General features: G+C 78.0%; 16 protein-coding genes and 1 tRNA gene. 4 read left to right on the top strand and 13 right to left on the bottom strand.

Features of this window, described 5'->3' with window-relative positions; genetic code table 11:
* Positions 1-94 precede the first annotated feature (94 nt).
* The 3 genes from MUK52_RS06365 to MUK52_RS06355 are packed head-to-tail and all read right to left on the bottom strand — an operon-like array spanning position 95 to position 5,000.
* The gene (locus MUK52_RS06365) at positions 95-1,105 is read right to left on the bottom strand and encodes a threonine ammonia-lyase (RefSeq protein WP_284574997.1); all 1,011 of its coding nucleotides are present in this window, start codon (positions 1,103-1,105) and stop codon (positions 95-97) included.
* Positions 1,102-2,640, bottom strand: coding sequence for an amino acid adenylation domain-containing protein (locus tag MUK52_RS06360; protein ID WP_284574996.1), 1,539 nt, complete (start codon positions 2,638-2,640; stop codon positions 1,102-1,104). The genes MUK52_RS06365 and MUK52_RS06360 overlap by 4 nt, the downstream gene beginning before the upstream one ends.
* Positions 2,640-5,000, bottom strand: coding sequence for a lantibiotic dehydratase (locus MUK52_RS06355; protein WP_284574995.1), 2,361 nt, complete (start codon positions 4,998-5,000; stop codon positions 2,640-2,642). Before MUK52_RS06355 ends, MUK52_RS06360 begins: the two co-directional genes overlap by 1 nt.
* A 222-nt stretch (positions 5,001-5,222) precedes the next feature.
* Between MUK52_RS06355 and MUK52_RS06350 the strand changes: the two genes are divergently transcribed.
* Positions 5,223-5,432, top strand: coding sequence for an MbtH family protein (locus MUK52_RS06350; RefSeq protein WP_114054794.1), 210 nt, complete (start codon positions 5,223-5,225; stop codon positions 5,430-5,432).
* A 220-nt stretch (positions 5,433-5,652) separates the two neighbouring features.
* On the opposite strand, the gene MUK52_RS06345 is transcribed toward MUK52_RS06350, so the two are convergent.
* From MUK52_RS06345 to MUK52_RS06310, 8 genes are all read right to left on the bottom strand, one after another.
* The gene (locus MUK52_RS06345) at positions 5,653-6,588 is read right to left on the bottom strand and encodes an NAD-dependent epimerase/dehydratase family protein (RefSeq protein ID WP_114054795.1); all 936 of its coding nucleotides are present in this window, start codon (positions 6,586-6,588) and stop codon (positions 5,653-5,655) included.
* A complete protein-coding gene (locus tag MUK52_RS06340; RefSeq protein ID WP_284574994.1) occupies positions 6,585-7,844 on the bottom strand; it encodes a cytochrome P450 in 1,260 nt (419 codons plus the stop codon). The genes MUK52_RS06345 and MUK52_RS06340 overlap by 4 nt, the downstream gene beginning before the upstream one ends.
* Complete coding sequence (locus tag MUK52_RS06335) at positions 7,841-9,376, bottom strand: class I adenylate-forming enzyme family protein (protein ID WP_284574993.1); 1,536 nt, start codon at positions 9,374-9,376, stop codon at positions 7,841-7,843. Before MUK52_RS06335 ends, MUK52_RS06340 begins: the two co-directional genes overlap by 4 nt.
* Positions 9,376-10,122, bottom strand: coding sequence for a glycosyltransferase family 2 protein (locus MUK52_RS06330; RefSeq protein WP_246042422.1), 747 nt, complete (start codon positions 10,120-10,122; stop codon positions 9,376-9,378). The genes MUK52_RS06335 and MUK52_RS06330 overlap by 1 nt, the downstream gene beginning before the upstream one ends.
* On the bottom strand, positions 10,119-11,129 hold the full coding sequence (locus MUK52_RS06325) for a 3-oxoacyl-ACP synthase III family protein (RefSeq protein ID WP_246042423.1): 1,011 nt from the start codon (positions 11,127-11,129) through the stop codon (positions 10,119-10,121). The genes MUK52_RS06330 and MUK52_RS06325 overlap by 4 nt, the downstream gene beginning before the upstream one ends.
* A gap of 104 nt (positions 11,130-11,233) precedes the next feature.
* Complete coding sequence (locus MUK52_RS06320; protein WP_114054797.1) at positions 11,234-11,578, bottom strand: avidin-fold protein; 345 nt, start codon at positions 11,576-11,578, stop codon at positions 11,234-11,236.
* A gap of 270 nt (positions 11,579-11,848) precedes the next feature.
* Positions 11,849-11,921: transfer RNA gene (locus MUK52_RS06315), tRNA-His, on the bottom strand.
* Between the two features lie 145 nt (positions 11,922-12,066).
* A complete protein-coding gene (locus MUK52_RS06310) occupies positions 12,067-12,876 on the bottom strand; it encodes a CTP synthase C-terminal region-related (seleno)protein (protein WP_114054798.1) in 810 nt (269 codons plus the stop codon).
* A gap of 77 nt (positions 12,877-12,953) precedes the next feature.
* Between MUK52_RS06310 and MUK52_RS06305 the strand changes: the two genes are divergently transcribed.
* Positions 12,954-13,811, top strand: a complete 858-nt coding sequence (locus MUK52_RS06305) for a LysR family transcriptional regulator (protein WP_114058553.1) — start codon at positions 12,954-12,956, stop codon at positions 13,809-13,811.
* 21 nt (positions 13,812-13,832) lie between these two features.
* Here MUK52_RS06305 and treZ read toward each other — a convergent pair whose 3' ends face one another.
* Positions 13,833-15,578 carry a malto-oligosyltrehalose trehalohydrolase gene (gene treZ, locus MUK52_RS06300; RefSeq protein ID WP_502963545.1) on the bottom strand — a complete coding sequence of 582 codons (1,746 nt, stop codon included), beginning with the start codon at positions 15,576-15,578 and terminating at the stop codon, positions 13,833-13,835.
* 120 nt (positions 15,579-15,698) lie between these two features.
* On the opposite strand from treZ, the gene MUK52_RS06295 reads away from it, so the two are divergent.
* Entirely contained in the window at positions 15,699-16,259 is a 561-nt protein-coding gene (locus tag MUK52_RS06295; protein ID WP_284574992.1) for a DUF1707 and FHA domain-containing protein, read from the top strand.
* A gap of 55 nt (positions 16,260-16,314) precedes the next feature.
* Positions 16,315-16,803: a GNAT family N-acetyltransferase gene (locus tag MUK52_RS06290; protein ID WP_114054801.1), complete on the top strand. Its 489-nt coding sequence runs from the start codon at positions 16,315-16,317 to the stop codon at positions 16,801-16,803.
* Between the two features lie 57 nt (positions 16,804-16,860).
* Here MUK52_RS06290 and MUK52_RS06285 read toward each other — a convergent pair whose 3' ends face one another.
* A complete protein-coding gene (locus MUK52_RS06285) occupies positions 16,861-18,147 on the bottom strand; it encodes a M14 family zinc carboxypeptidase (RefSeq protein ID WP_502963544.1) in 1,287 nt (428 codons plus the stop codon).
* Positions 18,148-18,290: the final 143 nt, after the last annotated feature.

Genomic DNA, 18,290 nt, shown 5'->3' with positions numbered 1-18,290 from the left:
GGACGTGCCGTGGCGGGTGCGGCAGGCCGGCAGGTCGGAAGGTCGGAAGGTCGGAAGGTCGGGCAAGCGGCAGGCCGGGCGGGCGGGGCGCCGGTCAGCCGCCCGCCGGAAGGACCGCGGCGGCCGCCGCCGCGGCCAGGGCCGCCGCCGTGTTGCCGCCCGAGACGATCGCCACGCACCGGCCGCCGCCGCTGCGGCCCGCCCGCAGCGCCCCGGCCAGCGCCACGGCGCCGCTGGGCTCGGCGTCGACGCCGCCGCGCCGCAGCAGGGCGGCCGCGGCCAGGATCTCCGCGTCGGACACGGCGACCATGTCGTCGACCCGGTCGCGGACCAGCGGGTACGTCACCGCGCCCGGCTGCTGGCCGCGCAGCCCGTCGGCGACGGTGCTGCTGGGGCCCAGCCGGAGCGGCCGCCCGGCGGCCAGCGAGCGCGCGTACCGCGGCGTGCAGGCGGGCTCGACGCCCACCACGCGCACCGGGTGCCCCTGCGCGGCCAGGCACACCCCGGCGAGCAGCCCGCCGCCGCCCGTCGGCACGTACACGGTCCCGGTGTCGGGCGCGTCGGCCAGCACCTCCAGGCCGACGGTGCCCTGCCCGGCGGCGACCAGCCGGTGGTCGGACGACGGGACCAGGACCGCCCCGGTCTCCTGCGCCAGCTCCCGCGCCCGCCGGTCCCGGTCGGCGACACCGCCGGGCACGGACACGGTCCGGCCGCCCAGAGCGGCGATCAGGGCCGCCTTCGCCGGATGCGCCCCGCCGGCGAGGACCACCGTCACCTCGGCGCCGAGGGAGGCAGCCAGCCGGGCCAGGGCGATGCCGTGGTTGCCCGAGGAGCCGGCGACGATGTGGCGCGCACCCAGCGCGAGGACGGCGTTCACGGCGCCCCGCAGCTTGAACGACCCTCCGTACTGGAGGTGTTCGGCCTTCAGCAGCACCCCCGGCCCGGGCAGCAGCGGGGTGCGCCGCACGTGCCCGGCGATCCGCACGGCGGCCGCCTCCACGTCGGCCCGGCCCGGAGGGCCGGCTCCGCCCGCCGGGCCGGCGGCGTCCTGGGGTCCCGGGAGCGCGGACAGCACGCCGGGCCGGCCGGCCGGTGCGGTCGTCACGGCCGGCCCCCGGACTGCGCCAGGGCCCGCCGGTCGGCCTTCCCGCCGCGCGTCGTCGGCAGCTCCTCCAGGCGCGCGAACCGGCGGGGCATCAGGTGCGGCGGCAGCGCCGCCGCCAGGTGGGCGCGCAGCGCCCCGTCCGGGACGCCCGCCAGGTCACCCGTGACGTGCGCGACGAGGAAGACCCGGCCCTGCGCGTCCGTGTCGGAGGTGACGACGGCCCCGGTCACCCCGGGGTGGGCCAGCAGCACCCCCTCGACCTCCGCGGGGTCGACCCGGTAGCCGCGGATCTTGACCTGCCGGTCGGCGCGGCCGTGGAACTCCAGCCCGTCCGGGCCGAGGACCGCCAGGTCGCCCGTACGGTACAGGCGGGCGCCGGGCGGGCCGAGCGGGTCGGGCACGAACCGCTCCGCGGTCCGCTCCGGCTGCCCCCGGTAGCCGCGGGCCACGCCGGCGCCGCCGATGTACACCTCGCCCACCGCCCCGTCCGCCACCGGGCGCATGCCGGCGTCCAGCAGCCGTACGAGCACCCCGTCGATCGGCGTGCCGACGACGTCGGCGACGGTGTCGGGGGCCTCCGGGACGGTGTGCCGGGTCGACGTCATGGTGCACTCGGTGGGCCCGTACTGGTTCACCAGCGCGCCCCGCACCAGCGACCGCCCGCCCGCGGCGAGGAACGGCCGCAGCGACTCGCCGCTGGACACCACCAGCCGTACGCCGTCCAGCAGCCCGGCCGCACCGGGCTGCCCGGCCGCACCGGGCTGCCCGGCGAGGAAGGACAGGAAGGACGGGGTGGTGCTGAGCAGCGCCGTCACCCCGTACCGGCGCACGGCGGCGCCGAACTCCTCCGGCCGCAGCAGCGCCGACCGCGGCAGCACCACCAGGCGTCCGCCCGCCAGCAGCGGGGCGAAGGTGTCGCGGAGGGAGGCGTCGTAGCCGAGCGGCGCGGTCTGGAGGGCGACCGTGTCGGGGCCGAGGCCGTAGTCGCGGGCGACGAACCGCAGGTAGGAGTCCAGGCCGCGGTGTTCGACCAGGACGGCGGAGGGCTCGCCGGTGCTGCCGGACGTGTGGCTGACGTACGCCAGCGACCGCTCCCCGACCGGTGCGGGCAGTGCCCCGGTGTCGGCGGTGTGCCGCGCGCCCGCCGGGTCCGGCTCGTCCAGCAGCACCGGCGGGCCGGGCACCGGCAGGCCGCCGAGCCGCCCGGCCTGCGCCCGGGTGGTGACCAGCAGTTCGGCGCCGCCGCTGCGGGCGAGCGCGGCGAGCCGCGCGGGCGGCTGCTCCGGGTCCAGGCCGAGGAACGCCGCCCCCGCCCGCAGGACGGCGGCCGGCGCGGCCACGGCGTCCGCGCCGCGCTCCACCGCCACCGCGCACACCGTCTCGGGCCGGGCGCCGCGCACCCGCAGCCGCGCGGCCAACTCCTCGATTCGGGAGGCGAGTTCCCTGTAGGTGACGTCCCCGGACGGGGTGGTGACGGCGATCCGGCCCGGGTCGCGCAGGGCGTGGGCGGCGATGTCGTCGACGAAGGTCCGCATCAGGCACCCGCCCCGGCCCCGGCGGCCGCCCCGGCTCCCGCGGCAGCCCCCTCGACGGCCGTCCGGTCGACGGCGACGAACCGCAGCTCCGAGGTGTACGCGGCGCCCCGGTCGTCGGTCAGCCACGCCTGCTCCGGCGTCGGCAGCATCTCGCTCACCTTCAGCTTCGCGGCGGGGTCCCTGCGCGCCAGCCGGCGCACGGCCTTCGCCAGGATGTTGAGGTACACGGGGCTTTCGAAGTCCACGTAGAACGGCCGGGGTTCGGCGGGCGACACCACGAACACGAACCGCGGCAGGTCGTGCTCCCGCTGCCACTGCCGGGCCCGGACGAACCTGCGCGCCTCCGACTTCTCCTCGGCGAAGCCGAGCCCGCCGGCGGGGAACGCCCACGTCTCGCGCGCCACCACCATCCGGTCGATGGTGATCCGCGGCGTGTGGTCGCCCTCCGGGCGGAGCGTGAACCGGTCCATGACCCGCTGCGTGAGCGTGTTGGCGTACGCGTCGAGCAGGTCGAAGACGGCCCCGTCGGGCAGGACCGCGACCAGCCGGCCCTCCCGGTCCTCCACCGCGACGTCCGCGCACGCCACCGTCCGCGGCCGGTACGGGTCCCCGGTGTCGTCGACCAGGGACACCAGGTAGTCCTGCGGCCGGTCCAGGGACGGCCTGCTGCGCGCCGACCACTTGAGCGGCAGCTCCTTCGGCAGCATCGGCAGCAGCCGCGGCCCGGGGAAGTCCCGGGTCGTCTCGGCGACCAGCTCGCCCCGGTCCGGGTGCTGGTGGACGAAGAGGGACGCGCCCATCGTGTTGAGGGCGCAGTGCATCTCGCCGAGCACCATGTCGAAGTCGCCGCGCGCCACCGCGTCCGCACCGTCGGCGAGCAGCAGCACGTCGGGGCTGAAGTAGCGGGCCAGCGACCAGCCGGCGCCGGGCTCCTCGAACTCCTCCCGCACCCGGTCGGCGATCGACTCCGACGACACGCGCACCCGCCGCGCCCCCTCCGGGACGTCCAGGACGCGCGCCCACCTGGCGCGCAGCTCCGCCTGTACGGCGTCCAGGTCCCGGTCGGCCTCCGGGTACGGGGACGGCAGGCAGGCCAGCCACATCCGCCCGAGGTCGACCCGGCCGCCGTCGGCGGCCAGCCGCTCGTACACGGTGCGCAGCCGGGCGCGGACCCGGTCGGCGAAGCGGTTCGTCAGCCAGCGCGCCGAGGTCAGGCACTGGGCGAGGGGGGTCAGATCCGCGAGCAGCGCGGTGGGCAGGGCGGCCGTCGCGGCGCGCCGGCAGTCGGAGTACACCAGGCCCCGGCAGGGCGCCGTCCGCTCGCCCTTGGACCGCTGGGCGGCGGTCGCCGTGAGCGCGGCGAAGTCCGCCTCCAGCGCGGTGATCGCCGCGGTCAGCGCGTCGGCGTCGGTGCCGGCCTCCCGGACGGCGTCCCGGCCGCGCTCCAGCACCGCCAGCTTCGCCAGCGCCGGCTCGCGCAGCGTCGGATCGCCGACCCGCTCCAGGACCGCCCGCAGCTCACGCTCCGGGTACGTGCCGGTGGGAACCTCCAGCCGCCAGTGCACCCACCGCCGGCCCTGCAGCCACCGTACGGCCTCCGTCGCCTCCGCCACCGGCAGGCCGAGCTCCTGCGCGATCACGGCGACGGGCCTGGTCCCGTCGCACAGGTCCAGGACGGCGCGCTCGGTGCTGCCGGCGGGCTGCGGCGGCCGGCCCGGGACGTGCACGCGGTCGCCGTCGGCCCGGACGAACGACACCCGCCGCGGCGGGATCCACGCCCGCAGCGCCGGATCGGAGTCCAGCGACCGGGCGAGCGCGTCGACGGCCCAACTGGCGAAGTAGACACGGGATTCGGCGATGAGCCCGCCGGGCCCGGGATCGATCCGCACCCCGTCCGCCGCCGCGTCCCAGCGGCCCCAGCCGACGGGCCCGAAGAAGCCGATGGTGTCGTTCTTGACGCAGAACCGCTGCCAGTAGTGTGCGACGAGCTCCTCCCGCTGCCGGGGCATGCTCGTACGCCCCCGCGCGGTCGGCGTCCACGCCAGGAACGGCGCGATGCCGGTGCGCAGCACGGCCGGGTTCTGCCAGGCCAGCGCCGCCCGGAAACGCGGCTCGGCGGCGATCTCCTGCAACAGGGCGGACGTACGGACGGCCGCCGCGTCGAAGGCCTCGGCGAAGCCGTCCCACTCGGGCCCGGCGAGCGCGTCACCCGGCCCGAACTTGTCCGCGGCGTAAGCCAGTCCGGGCGGAGCCGTGCGCAGGACCCCCTCGGCGGGGAAACCGGGGCCGCGGAGCGCGAAGTGCTCCCACAGCCGCCACCCGCCGGCGGGCAGGTACACGTGGTGCGGTGTGTCCGACATGGGCGGAGCTCCTTCCGGCCTGTCCGGCCTCAACCTGCCGGTCCGGCAGCCCCTGCGGCCTGCTCCGGCTTCCCGGAACACTGCCGCCGCCGGGACGGCGGCCGCCAGGGAAGGAGCGGCAGCACCGGCCGCCCGTCCTTCTGCGCGTTTGTCCCTATGGCCGGCCCGGCGGGCGGGGGCAGGGTGGGGGCCGACCTGATCGAGAGCGGGAGGACCCAGGCGATGAGCGAGACCGACGACGGCCGCTACCTGGTCGTGCGCAACGACGAGGAGCAGTACTCCATCTGGCGGGCGGACCGGGAGCTCCCCGCGGGCTGGCACGCCGAGGGCGCGTCCGGCACCCGGCAGGAGTGCCTGGACCACATAGGCCGGGTGTGGACGGACATGCGGCCGCTGAGCCTGCGCCGCCGCCTGGCCGAGGCGGACGCCTGACGCCGCCCGCGGGGGAGGACGGGGGACGCGAACGCCGGCCGGCGTGGCTGAGGCGCGGGGGAACCGAGCCCCGCCGGCCGGTGCGGTGCGGGATGACGGGCGATCTCCCTGAGCTGGTGCACGAACCAGCCCAGGGGCGACTTGCGGACGTCCGTGCCGTGAAGACACAGCGGGTCCGGGCGACCCGGACACGCCCATGGGCCTGCCCTCTCCGCGGCCGTCAGGCCTGCCGCCCCAGGGTGGACAGGTAGTCGTCCAGGGTGCGGTGCGGGGCCCAGCCCCGGGCGCGGGCGCGGGCCAGGTCCAGGACCACCGGGTGCGCCAGCTGGTCCACCGCGTAGCGGCTCAGGGCCGGTTCGCGGCCGGCGGCCGACGCCAGGGCCTCCGCCGCGCGTGCCGCCGCGCGGGCCGCCGGCAGGGGCAGGTGGCGGATCCGGGCGCGGACGCCGTGCGCGCGCAGGACCCGGCGCACCGCGTCGTCCCGCCCGTACGGGGCCGCGTCCGCCACGTTGTACGCGCCCGGGGCCCAGCCCGCGGCCGCGAGCGCGGCGCCGGCCAGGTTCTCCACCGCCGTCAGGCTGAGCAGGACGTCCGGCCCCGGCAGCAGCAGGGTGCCCGCCCGGACCCGGGACAGGAGCCGCGGCAGCAGCGTGGTGTCGCCCGGCCCGTACACGGCGCGCGGGCGCAGCACCACCGCGCCCGCGGCCAGGGCCAGCGCCTCGCCCGCCGCCTTGGTGCGGCCGTACGCGTTCAGGTGCCCGGCCTGCGGGTGGTCCTCGCGGACCAGGGTGCGGTCCCGGCGCGGGTCGTACACGCTCGCACTGCTCACCCACACCACGGGCGTGCCGCCGGCGGCGGCCGCCAGCCGCTCGGTGCCGTCCACGTTCACCGCCCGCATCCGCGCCTCCGCGGCCGAGCCGGGCGCCGGGTCGCCGACCGCCGCCGCGCAGTGCACGACGAGGTCCGCGCCGGCCAGGTCCGGCAGCTGCCGGGCCGCGTCCCAGAAGCGGTGCTCCCCGACGGGGCCGGGCCTGCGCCCCACGCACACCACGTCCGCTCCGGCCGCCGCCGCGGCGCGTGCGACGTGCCCGCCGCAGAAGCCGCTCGCCCCCGTCACCGCGACGCGCAGCCCGGCCACCCCGGTGAAGGCGCTCATGCGGCAGCCGCCCGTACGGTCAGGACCCGCCAGCCGGGCAGCGCGGCCCGCCGGTCCGCGCGGGCCCGCACCACGACCGGCCGGTACGGGGCCAGCGCGGCCAGCACGTCGGCCAGTTGGGCGCGGGCCAGCCGCGCGCCCGGGCAGGCGTGCGGGCCGGCACCGAACACCAGGTGCGCCTCGGCCGGCGGGGCCGGATCGAGGGCGTCGGGGCCGCGCCGGTGCGCGCCCGCCGCATGCCGGGCGACCAGCACCAGCCGGTCGCCCGCCCGCACCGGGCAGCCGCCGGCCGCGCCGTCGGCGGCAGCCGCCCGCGGCAGGACCGGCGAGGCCGCGGTGACCCGCAGCAGCTCGTCGGCGAGCCGCGGCAGCAGCTCCGGGTCGCCGGCCTGCCCCCACAGGCCGGCGTCGGCGCACCAGGCGACCGCCCTCGGCAGCGCGGCGACCGTGGTGTTCACGGCCGCCACCGCCAGCATCGCCGCCAGGGCGCCGTCGCCGCCCCCGCTCCCGGCCAGCAGCTCCCGCAGCTCCCGGGCGGTCCGGGCCGCCGCCTTCTTCGCGCCGGGCCGGGGCGGGCCCGGCAGGTGCCCGCGTACGGACGCCGCCGCCGCGGCCGCGGCCGCACGGGCCACCGCGGACGGGTCCGCGCCGGAGCCGAGCAGCGCGCACACCGCCGAACCCGACAACTCGGCGGCCAGCGCCACCGCATCGACCTCGCCGCCCCGGCCGAGCGGCGCGAGCCGCTCCGCCAGCAGCGGCCGCCACCGCACCCGCAGCCGCTCCACCCCGGCCGCACCGAGCCCGTCGGCCAGGTCGCGCCGGTCGGTGCGGTGACCGCTGCCCTCCTGGTCGAACAGCACCCCGCCTGCGCCCGCGAGCGCCTCGCGCGCGGCCGCCCCGGTGGTTCCGGCGGCCGTGCGGTCGAGCGGTATCCGCGTCAGCGCGTCCCGGTAGGCGCCGGCGTCGTGGACGAGCAGGGTCCCCCCGATCCGGCGCACCCCGCGCCCCCGCGTCGCGGCGAGCAGCGCGAACAGCACGGGATGGCTGCGCAGGTACACCCGCCGGTCCCTGCGGCGCGCCGCCGCGGCACCGCCGGCCGCGGCAGGCGCCGCGACGGTGCCGCCCGGCGCCGTACCGGCAGCCGCGACGAGCCGCGCCGTCGCACGCTGCGATGCCGCCCCGCCGGACTCCGCCGGGGCGCCGGTCGCCGGGGTTGCCGGGCATGCCGTACCGCCGGCCGCGTTCCGGGCCGTCATCGGGAGCCCTCCAACCGGGCCGCCGCGAGGGCGGATGCCGCCGTGCGGTCCGGTTTGCGGGAGCGGCCCGCCAGCGGGATCCGGGCGAACAGGACCGCGTCCGGGCGGGCCGTGCCCATCCGGTGCAGGGGGCCGGACAGGGCCGCCCGCAACCGCGGCAGGTCCGTGCCGGGCCGCGGCTGCACCAGCGCGACGAGCCGTTCGTCGCCCGCGGCCTCGGGGCCGCCGCCGGCCGGGACCCCGACCAGCACCGCCAGCTCGACGCCCGGCACGTGCAGCGAAGGCTCGTACAGGCCCGGGTAGATGTTCTCGGCGCGCCGCAGCACCATGTCCTTGGTCCTTCCCTCCAGTACGATCCGGCCCGCCGCGTCCAGCCGCGCCCGGTCCCCCGTACGCACCCACGGGTCGGGCTCCTCGCCCAGGTAGCGGTGGCGGGCCGCCGGCCCGGAGAGCAGCAGCTGCCCGTCCGCGTCCGGTTCGGCCCGTACGCCCGGCAGGGGGGCGCCGACCAGGTCGCCGGGGCCCTCGAACGCGGCTTTCTCCCGGGCCTCGACGGCCGCGGCCGGGAACAGCTCGGTCAGCGCGTACACGCCCCACGCCTGCGCCGCGCCCGCCTCGCGCACCCGGCCCAGGAGTTCGGCCCCGGCGGGCGCCGAGCCCGTCCACACACGCCCGTGGAAGCGGGCGCCCGCGCCGAGCGCCTCCCGCAGCCGCGGCGGCGTCAGGTACGTGTCCGCAGGCCGCAGCCGGTGCAGCTGCCGGGCCAGGACCCGTGCGGAGCGGGCGGGCAGGGCGACCGGCGCGCCCCGGGTGAGCGCGGGCACGAGGACGAAGAACGTCCCGCCGAGCACCGGCCGCGACGCCTCCCCGGCGGTCAGCCCGGCGGCCTGCCCGGCGGCGGAGAACAGCGCCTCGACGGTCTCCATCCCGGCCGCGAGGCCCGCCCGCGTGTGCACCACGGCCCGGGGCTGCGAGGTGGTCCCGGAGGTGAACACGACCACCGCGTCGGCGTCGTCCCCGACCGGCGCCGCCCCCGCCGCGGGCAGCCCGGCCCGCCGGGCCCCCCGCTCCAGCGCGGGCGCGCACCACGGCAGCCGCGGCCCGACGGTCGCGACCGGGCAGCCCAGGGTCCCCAGGTCGGGGAGGGCCAGTGCAGCCCGCCGGGCCAGCGGCCGCGCCCACCCGGCGGCGGCCTGCGCGGCCGCGTCGGCCAGCACCAGCGACGGCCGGGCCAGCGCCAGCCGGGCGCGCAGCACCTCCGGCCCGGCCCCCGGGTCGAGGACGGCGCCGCGCAGCCCGAGCCGCCACAGTGCCAGCAGCACCGCCAGGGCGCGCGGTCCGGGCCGCACCGCGACCCCGACGGTGTCGCCGGCCCGCAGCCCCCGCGCGTGCAGGGCGGCCGCGTATCCGTCGGCGAGGCCGGCGAGTTCGCCGCAGGTCGCCCGGACCCGCGGCGCGCCGCCGCGGGTCGAGGTGAGGACCGCCGCCCGGTCGGGCCGGCGGCGCAGGGCGTGGTCGAGTCGGTCGAGCATCAGCGGGGGTCCGTTCCGTGGCGGCCGCTGCCCTTGTCCAGGTACCAGCGGGCGGTGCCGGCGATCCCGTACGCGCGGATCCGGCGGGTGGAGTTCTCCACGACCATCGACCGGCAGCGGCTGATCCGGTCGGTGTGGCGGCGTACGGCGTTCAGGAAGAGCCGGTCGGTGGGCGAGGGGCGGCGCGGCATCCCGCCGACGGCCAGGTACAGCTCGGCGGTGATCGCCATGTTGTTCCCGGCGTGCATCCGGTAAGGGGCCCGGAACTCGCCGCGCCGCACGTGCTGCGGCCGCAGCCGCCCGAACAGCGAGGCGAGGCCCACGAGTGCGGCGAACCCGGCCCGGCCGAGCGGCCCGTGCTCGTCGCGCCGCGCGGTGATCCGCCCGCACACCAGGCCCGGCCGGGCCGTCAGCGCGGCCCGCGCCGCGCCCGCCCAGCCCGGCCGGGGCAGGCAGTCGGCGTCGGTGCGGGCCAGCAGCCGCGCCCCCTGCCCGATCGCGTACCGGAACCCGGTGTCGACAGCGGATCCGACGCCCTTCTCCGGCTCCTCGACGACCCGCACGGGGAACGGCGCGGACGCCGCGAAGGCCCGGGCGACGTCCCCCGTCCCGTCCGTGGAGGCGTTGTCGACGACCAGCAGGGTGAAGTCCCGGTCGTGCTGCGCGGCCAGCGCCCGCAGCGTCGCGCCCAGCCGGGCCGCCTCCTGGTGGGCGGGCACCACCACCCACATCTCGTGCCCGCTCACGACTTCTCCCAGACCATCGTCATGATGCTGATGCCGCCGCCCAGACCGACGAACAGCACCCGCTCCCCGGGCGCCAGCGCGCCGAACACCCGGTCGAGCTGCACGCCGAGGGTGGCGCTCGCGACGTTCCCCAGCTCGGGCACGGTGACGACCAGCTTCTCCGCGGGCACCCCGGTCAGCTCGGCGAACCGCTCCAGGTACGGCACCGTCACCTGGTGCACGAGCACCTTCGCGAAACCGTCCCAGTCGGTGCCGGCGCGGTGCAGCGTCCGGTCGATGACCGCCGTCCCGACCTTCTCGAACACGCCGCGCAGCTCGTGGCCGTCGCCGCGGAAGTACGTGTACGCGTCCCCGCGCGGGTGGCGCGAGCCGCCGCCCGGTATCCCGCCGACCTCCCAGTGCTCCGAGTGCGTCTCGGTGTCGACGTCGAGGATCCCGCCCCGCTCCACCGCCTCCACGACGACGGCCGCCCCGGCGTCGCCGAACGTGTACCCGGCGAAGCCGGCGCGCAGTTCGGCGAGGTCGGCCGGCGCGTACTGCACGGCCCGGCTCGGGGTCTCCCCGGTGACGACCAGGGCCCGCCGGGCCCGCCCGGCCAGGACCATGGAACGGGCGAGGTCGATGCCGTTGACGAAGCTGTTGCAGGCGTTGGTGACGTCCACGGCGTGCGCCCGCGTGCCCAGTTCCGCCTGCACGATGTGCGCGGTGGCCGGCTCGACCATGTCGCGGGTCGCGGACGCGAACACCAGCAGGTCGATGTCCGGGGCGGCCAGCCCGGCCGCGTCCATGGCCCGGCGGGCCGCGCCCGCGGCGAGCGTGGACGCGTACACCCCCGGCCCTGCGACACGGCGGGCGGCGATCCCGGTGGCCTGGGTCAGCAGCCTCGGCGGCAGGGCCAGGCCGCTGCGGCGCGCCACCTCCTCCTGGAGGGCGTCCGAGGACAGGACCCCGTCGGGCAGCATGCTGCCGACGGCGGTGATGCCCGCGCGGAGTCGGGGATCAGGCAAGGAAGTGAACATGCCCGCCACGATGGCAACCGGCGGCGGCCCGGACCTGAGTACGGATGCTCACTTCGCGCCGCGGCCGCCCCCGGACCGCCTGAGTACGGCGACTACGCGCGCGGCACCTCCTCCACCGTGCTCGTGCCCGCGCCGGGCCCGGACTCCCACTCCCAGGACTCCTCCAACCGAAGCCGCCCGTCCGGCAGTTCCGTCACCGCGGACGTGCAGTGCCCGGAGGCGGTCGTCCCGTCGGGCCGCAGCTGCACGTACCGGAAGTCGAGCACGTCGCCGGTGCGCGTACCGACGAGGAACCCGCGGACGACGTCCCCGCCCGCGTACTCGGCCCAGATCCGCCCCGCCTCCTCGCGGTACGTGAACCGGGTCTCCCTCCCGACCTGACCCGGCGCCTGGTCGGCGACCGGCGCGAACACGACACCCTCAAGCGGACGCGCCACGACACACTCCTGCGAAGAAACGACGAGCGGGCCCCCCGCCCCTGCGCGAGACGCTACCCGACGCGCCGCACGTACTCGCGTTCGCCGGCCGCGGGGGAGTACGACCTCGCGCTCACGCCCGCCGTGATGCGGGACACGTGGCAGGCCCCGCCGCACGAGACGCCGGTGGCGTTCGTCACAGAGGTCGAGGACTTCCTGCGCGGCTGACCCGGCCGCAAGGAACGGAAAAGCCTGTGGGGCGCGAGTGATCTCGCGCCCCACAGGCGACAGGGTGAGTGACGGGACTCGAACCCGCGGCCACCTGGACCACAACCAGGTGCTCTACCAACTGAGCTACACCCACCACGACGGGCGGCGGTCCGCCCGTTCGATGTGCACGCACAGCATAGCCGATCAGCGGGGTGGTCCCGCGACACGCCGCCCCCCGGCGGCCCCGGCGGGCCGCCCCCCCAGGCGGCCCGCCGCCCCGCCGGACGGGCGCGCGCCCGTCAGCCGGCGGCCGCGGCGTGCGCCACGGCCGCCGCCGCGAGGGCCCTCACCACCGGATGGGGGCGGCTCCCGTCGCCGTACAGCTCCGGCTGGAAGAGGGTGGCCAGGAAGAACGGGTGCCCCGGCAGCTCCGCCATCCGCAGCTGCCCCTCCTCGTCGTGCCCGGACAGCCTCAGCCCGTGCGCGGCGAGCGCCGGCAGGTGGCGGGGGTCCGGGCCGAAGGTGCAGTGGTAGCGCTCCAGGCTCCGCTCCGCCCCCAGCGCCGCCTCGGCCAGCGAGCCGGGCTCGGCCCGGACCAGGCCCTCGTGCCCGACGAGCGAGCAGGCGAGCGGCGCGATCAGCAGGTCCCCGGCGGCGGGGTCGTTCTCCGCGTGCCCGACGGCCAGCCCGCACACCGAGCGGGCGAATTCGAGCAGGGCGTGCTGGAAGCCGCCGCAGGTCCCGAGGAAGGGGATGCCCTCCTCGCGGGCGGTCCGGATCGCGGCGAGCGCCCCGGCCTCGCTGGCGTACGGGCTGCCGGGCAGCATCCAGACGGCATCGAAGCGGGCGAGCGAGCCGGAGGCGGCCTCGGCTTCGGCGTCGGCGGTGGGGATCCAGTACGCGTCGAGGACGAGCCCGTCGCGGGAAGTGAGGGCGTCGAGGAGGCGCGGGATCCGGACGTGGGACTCGACGTGCGGGGAGCGGTCGCCGACGAGCGCGACACGCGCCGGGCGGGTGGTGCCGGTGGGTGCGGCAGGGGTTCCGGTCGCGGGTGAGGCAGGCGTGGCAGGTGTCGTCGCAGGCGTGAGCCCGTGGGGTGCGGTGGTCATACGGATCATCCTGTGGCCGGCTGCGCGTTCAGCGCCAACGATTGTTCCTTCATGATCGATAAGTGATCCTGATGGCCATGGATCCGCACCTGCTCCGCACCTTCGCCGCCGTGGCCCGCCTGGCGTCCTTCTCCGCCGCCGCCCGCGAGCTCGGCTACACCCAGTCGGCCGTCTCCCAGCACATCGCCGCCCTGGAGGCCGACCTGGGCACCGGCCTGCTCACCCGCCGGCCCGTCGCCCCCACCCCCGCGGGGCACCGCCTCCTCGAACACACCGCGCCGCTGCTGCTCCGGATCGACGCCGCCCGCGCCGACGTCCGCCGGCTGGCGGCGGCCCCGCCCGGCCGCCTGACCCTCGCCGCGTCCCCGCTCGCCGTCGGCCCGGCGCTGCTCGCCGCACTGCCCGCCACCGGCGTCGAACTGCGGGTCGTCCCGCCGGCCGCGGTGCCGGCCGCCGTCGCCACCGGCGGCTGCGACCTCGGCCTCACCGACGGCACGGCCGCCCCCAGCGACCCGCTGCGCCTGCCCGACGTCGCACCCCTGGCCGTCACCGGCGTCGCCGAGGAGCCCCTCGCCGTCCTGCTCCCGGCCGGGCACCCCTTCGCCGGGCGGGCCGCGCTGCGGCTGGACGACCTGGCCGACGCCCGCTGGCTCGACGCCCCGCACGTCGGACTCGCCCCGCCCGCCGCCGCCCGCACCACCCCCGCCCTGCGGTACGACGGCACCGACCTGTACGCCCTGTGCTCGCTCGCCGCCGCCGGGCACGGACTGGCCCTGCTGCCCCGCCGCGTCGCCGAAGCCGCCGCGGCGCGCGCGGCCGGGGCCGCCGTACCGCTGGCCGGCACCCGGCTGGTGCACCGCACCGAGCTGATCACCCCCCGTACGCCGGCGCCCGCCGCGGCCGCCCTGGCCGCACGCCTCACGGCGCCGGCCTGAACCGGGCCCGGGCCGCCGGCCTCACGGCCCGAGGACGACCGCCGACTCCGCCGGGACGCGGACGCGCCCGTCCGCGTCCGGATGCGGAACCTCCTCCCACGCGGCCAGCACCCGCACCCCGTTCCGGCCCAGCGCGACCGTCGCCGGCTCCGGAGCCGCATTCACCACCACCCGGATGTCGCCCCGTCGGAACGTCAGCCAGCGCCGCTCCTCGTCGTACGCCACCCGCACCGCCGCCAGATCCGGATCCCGCAAATCCGGATGCCCGCGCCGCAGCGCGACCAGCGTCCGGTACCAGGCCAGCAGCCGCGCGTGCGGCTCCCGCTCCGGCTCCGCCCAGTCCAGGCACGACCGCTCCCGGGTGGCCGGGTTTTGCGGGTCCGGGACCTCCTCGGGACGCCACCCGTGCGCGGCGAACTCCCGGCGCCTGCCCTCCCGTACGGCCCGGGCCAGGTCCGGGTCGGGATGGTCGGTGAAGTACTGCCACGGCGAGCCCGCACCCCACTCCTCGCCCATGAACAGCATCGGCACGAACGGCCCCGCCAGCACCAGCGCCGCGGCGCACGCCTGCAGCCCCGGCGACACCGACGCGGCGAGTCGGTCGCCCTGCGCCCGGTTGCCGACCTGGTCGTGCGTCTGCGCGTACCCGAGGAACCGGTGCGCCGGCGTGTGGCGGCGGTCCACCGGCCGGCCGTGCGTGCGCTCCCGGAAGGAGGACCACGTCCCGTCGTGGAAGAACACCCGCGTCATCGTCTTCGCCAGTGCGGCGAGCGGGGCCTGCGCGAAGTCGGCGTAGTAGCCCTGTGATTCGCCGGTCAGCACACAGTGCAGCGCATGGTGGAAGTCGTCGTTCCACTGGGCGTGCAGGCCGAGCCCGCCGGCCGTGCGGGGCGCCGTCGTCCGCGGGTCGCAGGCGTCCGACTCGGCGATCAGGAACAGCGGCCGCCCCGTCTCGGCGGCGAGCGCGTCCACCGCCGCGGACAGCTCCTCCAGGAACGTCAGCGCCCGCCCGTCGGCCAGCGCGTGCACGGCGTCCAGGCGCAGCCCGTCGATCCCGTAGTCCCGCAGCCAGGCCAGTGCACTGCCGAGGAAGTAGGCGCGGACCTCGTCGGAGCCGGGGCCGTCCAGGTTCACGGCCGCGCCCCACGGGGTGTGGTGCGCGTCCGTGAAGTACGGCCCGAAGGCGGGCAGGTGGTTCCCGGAGGGCCCCAGGTGGTTGTGGACGACGTCCAGCACCACCCCGAGCCCGGCCCGGTGGGCGGCGTCCACGAACCGGGCCAGCCCGGCCGGGCCCCCGTACGGCTCGTGCACCGCCCACGGCGCCACCCCGTCGTACCCCCACCCGTGCCGGCCGGGGAACGGGCAGACGGGCATCAGCTCGACATGCGTGACGCCGAGCGCGACCAGGTGCGGGAGACGGGCGGCCGCCGCGTCGAAGGTGCCCTCGGGGGTGAACGTGCCGACGTGCAGCTCGTACAGGACCGCGTCCTGCAGGCGGATGCCCGGCGGCGGCGCCTGCGGCGCAAGGGAGGCGGTGTCGACCACCGCGGACAGGCCGTCAGGGCCGTCCGGCAGCCGCCGGCCGCGCGGGTCGGGCCGCACCTGCGGGCCGCCGCCCAACCGGAACCCGTACCGGTCGCCGTCCCCGGCCGGGGCCCGCACCACCCACCAGCCCGGCCGGTCCGGGTCGCGCTCCATGCCGTGCTCGGCCTGCCCGAGCCGCAGCGCGACCCGGTCCGTCAGCGGTGCCCACACCTCGAACTGCACGGGCGGTCCCCTCGTCTTCGGCGTACCGGAACGTGTGCTGTGCCATGTGCCGCACCCATCATCGCCGGGCGGCCGGCCCCGTTCTGGACACTCCGGCCCCGACGGGCCGACAATCACCCCGTGACGTCGAGTTTCGAGTTCCCCGCCTACCCCGCGCCGCGCCTGTCCGACGCGGAGCGCGACAGAGCCCTCGGCAAGCTCCGCGAAGGCGCGGCCGCGGGCAGGCTGTCCCACGACACCTTCCTGCGCCGCATGGAGCTCGCCCTCGTCGCCCGCCGCCCCGAGGAACTCGCCGTCCTCGTCGCCGACCTCGACGGCCGCGACGGCGAAACGCCGTGGGCGCGCCGCCTGTTCGGCTGGGTGGGCCGCCTCTCCGCCGTGTCCGCCGGGGTCCGGCGCGCCTGGACCGTCGAACGGCTCCCCAGGCTGCTGCTGCCCCACCCGGGCGCCCAGCCGCTGCGCATCGGCCGCGACCCGGGCAACGGCCTGCGCCTCACCGACGAGACGGTCTCCCGCGTCCACGCCGAACTCGGCATGCGCGACGGCATGTGGATCCTCACCGACCTCGGCTCCTCGAACGGCACCACCGTCAACGGCCGCAGGGTGACGGGCTCGATCGCCGTCCGCGACGGCGACCAGATCGGCTTCGGCCGCATGTCCTTCCGCCTTTCCTCCACCTGACGGAGCGGCCGGGGGCGGTGGGGTGCGGCCGGGGCGGAGGGCGGAGGATGACCCCATGAACCCCGAACCCGCCCCCGTGGTCCGCCCGGCCAGGCCGGAGGACCTCCCCCGCCTGGCCGAGCTGGTGCGCGAGCACATCGCGTACGAGAAGTCCGCGCCCCGCCCGCCGGGCCTGGCAGAACGGCTCGCCCCGCACCTGTTCGCACCGGAGCCGCGGGCCTGGGTCCTGCTCGCGGAGGACCCGTCCGGCCGGGTCGCCGGATACGCGGCCTGCACCGCCGAGTTCTCCTTCTGGGACGCCCGGCACTACCTCCACATGGACTGCCTCTACCTCGCGGAGGAGGCTCGCGGCCACGGCCTGGGCGCGGCCCTGCTGGACGCGGTGGCCGCCCTGGCCCGCGACCTGGACCTCACCGAGGTCCAGTGGCAGACCCCGGACTGGAACGAGGGCGCCCGCCGCTTCTACGACCGCCGGGGCGCCCGCGGCACCCCGAAGCAGCGCTACACCCTCCCGGTTCCGCCGGACGGCACCACCGCCCGCTGAGGCGGATCCGTCGCGCCGCCCCGGCAGCGGCCGGCGTCGGCCGATCCCGGCGGCGGGTCACAGCGACCTCAGCAGGTGCGTGTAGGTGGCGAGGACCGTGCGGGACTGGTGTTCCACCTGGGTGGGGATCGGGACCGGGCGGGCCTGGAAGCGGGCCGCGAAGTCCGTGCACCAGCCCGTCACCAGGCGGTCCAGTCCCGCGGCGGCGGGGTGGCCGCGGCCGCGCAGGACGCGCAGGAGCATCGCGGCGGCGCGCAGGGAGAGCCGGCGGCCGAAGGCGTCGATGCTGTGGATGCGGGCCGCGGTGGCCTCCGCGGGTGCCGCGGGGCCCGTCCACTCGGTGGTGATCCCGGGGATCAGGCCGAGCGTCCAGTCGACGGCGCGCAGCAGGGCCTCGGAGCCCGGGTCGTCCTCCGCGGGGGGACCGTCGGCGTGGTGGCGGACCGCGGCGACCAGGGCGGCGTCTCGGGTGAGGCGGTCGGCCAGGGTGCGGAGGGCGCCGCGCGGGTCGGGGTGCGGGGCCGGGTCGTCGACGAGGTCGGAGGCCCACATGGGGACCTCGACGACGGCGGTGGCACCGGCGTGCCGGTGGGCCCGGTACCAGGTGCTGAGCCGGGTGTCCTCGGGGTGGAAGGAGCGCGGGGCGTCCGGCCCGGCCGGCGGCAGGACGAAGACGCCGGGGCCGGGCGAGGGCCAGCCGGCGGCGTCCGAGGCGCCCGTCTCGACCGGGATCCGCAGCTCCGCCGCGGACTTGGCGAACGGCTCGGCCAGGCCCGGTATGTCGCGGGTGAGCTGTACCCAGGAGCCGCCGAGGTCGGTGGCGTGCAGGGAGACCTGGAGCACCGGCCGGAGCTCGTCGATGAGCCCGGTCAGGATCCGGGTCTCCGGCGGGAGCCGGTCCGGCGGCAGCAGGGACGGAGCCCATTCGGGCTGCTCGGGGCCCGGGGGGCGGTAGAAGCTGCGGTGGTAGTCGAGCAGCGACCGCGGCTGCGGGGTGCGGTGCAGGGCGGCGCCGTCCGGGTCCGCGCACAGCAGGAAGTGCCAGCCGCCGCCGGCCCGCGGTCCGCTGCCGGGGGCCGGGCGGCCGGCGGCCAGGTGCCGGGCCAGGGCGAGGGCGGTGGCGCCGCCGACGGGCTCGTTGGCGTGGGCCCCGGCGACGACGAGCACCTCGCCGCCGTCCGGGGCGGAGCCGGGGCCGCCGGGGCCGCAGGGGTGGACGGAGAGCAGCCAGAGCGGCTCCCCGGCCCGGGAGGAGCCGGCCCGGCGCAGCCGCGCCCGGCGGGGGTGTTCGTCCGCCAGCGCGCGGGCGGCCTGCGCGAGTTCGCGCGGTGTGGGGTAGCGCATGTCCTGGTGGTGTGTCACCTCCAAGCAATGCCCGCCGCGCACGCCCGCTACTGCTCCTCGGGGCCCGCATCTTCACGGAATGCCCTGGCCAACGCCCTGCCGTTGGCCAAAGCTTCGCGGTCGCGCTGCGAGCGGCTGCTCCC

Source organism: Streptomyces sp. 2P-4, assembly GCF_030167965.1.
Classification (GTDB): domain Bacteria; phylum Actinomycetota; class Actinomycetes; order Streptomycetales; family Streptomycetaceae; genus Streptomyces; species Streptomyces globosus_A.
This window is presented reverse-complemented; position numbering and strand designations above follow the sequence as displayed.

Coding starts and splice junctions, on each gene's coding strand:
- MUK52_RS06360 (WP_284574996.1), bottom strand. CDS start 2,640: ATGCGGACCTTCGTCGACGACATCGCCGCCCACGCCCTGCGCGACCCG.
- MUK52_RS06355 (WP_284574995.1), bottom strand. CDS start 5,000: ATGTCGGACACACCGCACCACGTGTACCTGCCCGCCGGCGGGTGGCGG.
- MUK52_RS06350 (WP_114054794.1), top strand. CDS start 5,223: ATGAGCGAGACCGACGACGGCCGCTACCTGGTCGTGCGCAACGACGAG.
- MUK52_RS06345 (WP_114054795.1), bottom strand. CDS start 6,588: ATGAGCGCCTTCACCGGGGTGGCCGGGCTGCGCGTCGCGGTGACGGGG.
- MUK52_RS06340 (WP_284574994.1), bottom strand. CDS start 7,844: ATGACGGCCCGGAACGCGGCCGGCGGTACGGCATGCCCGGCAACCCCG.
- MUK52_RS06335 (WP_284574993.1), bottom strand. CDS start 9,376: ATGCTCGACCGACTCGACCACGCCCTGCGCCGCCGGCCCGACCGGGCG.
- MUK52_RS06310 (WP_114054798.1), bottom strand. CDS start 12,876: ATGACCACCGCACCCCACGGGCTCACGCCTGCGACGACACCTGCCACG.
- MUK52_RS06305 (WP_114058553.1), top strand. CDS start 12,954: ATGGATCCGCACCTGCTCCGCACCTTCGCCGCCGTGGCCCGCCTGGCG.
- MUK52_RS06290 (WP_114054801.1), top strand. CDS start 16,315: ATGAACCCCGAACCCGCCCCCGTGGTCCGCCCGGCCAGGCCGGAGGAC.
- MUK52_RS06285 (WP_502963544.1), bottom strand. CDS start 18,147: ATGCGCTACCCCACACCGCGCGAACTCGCGCAGGCCGCCCGCGCGCTG.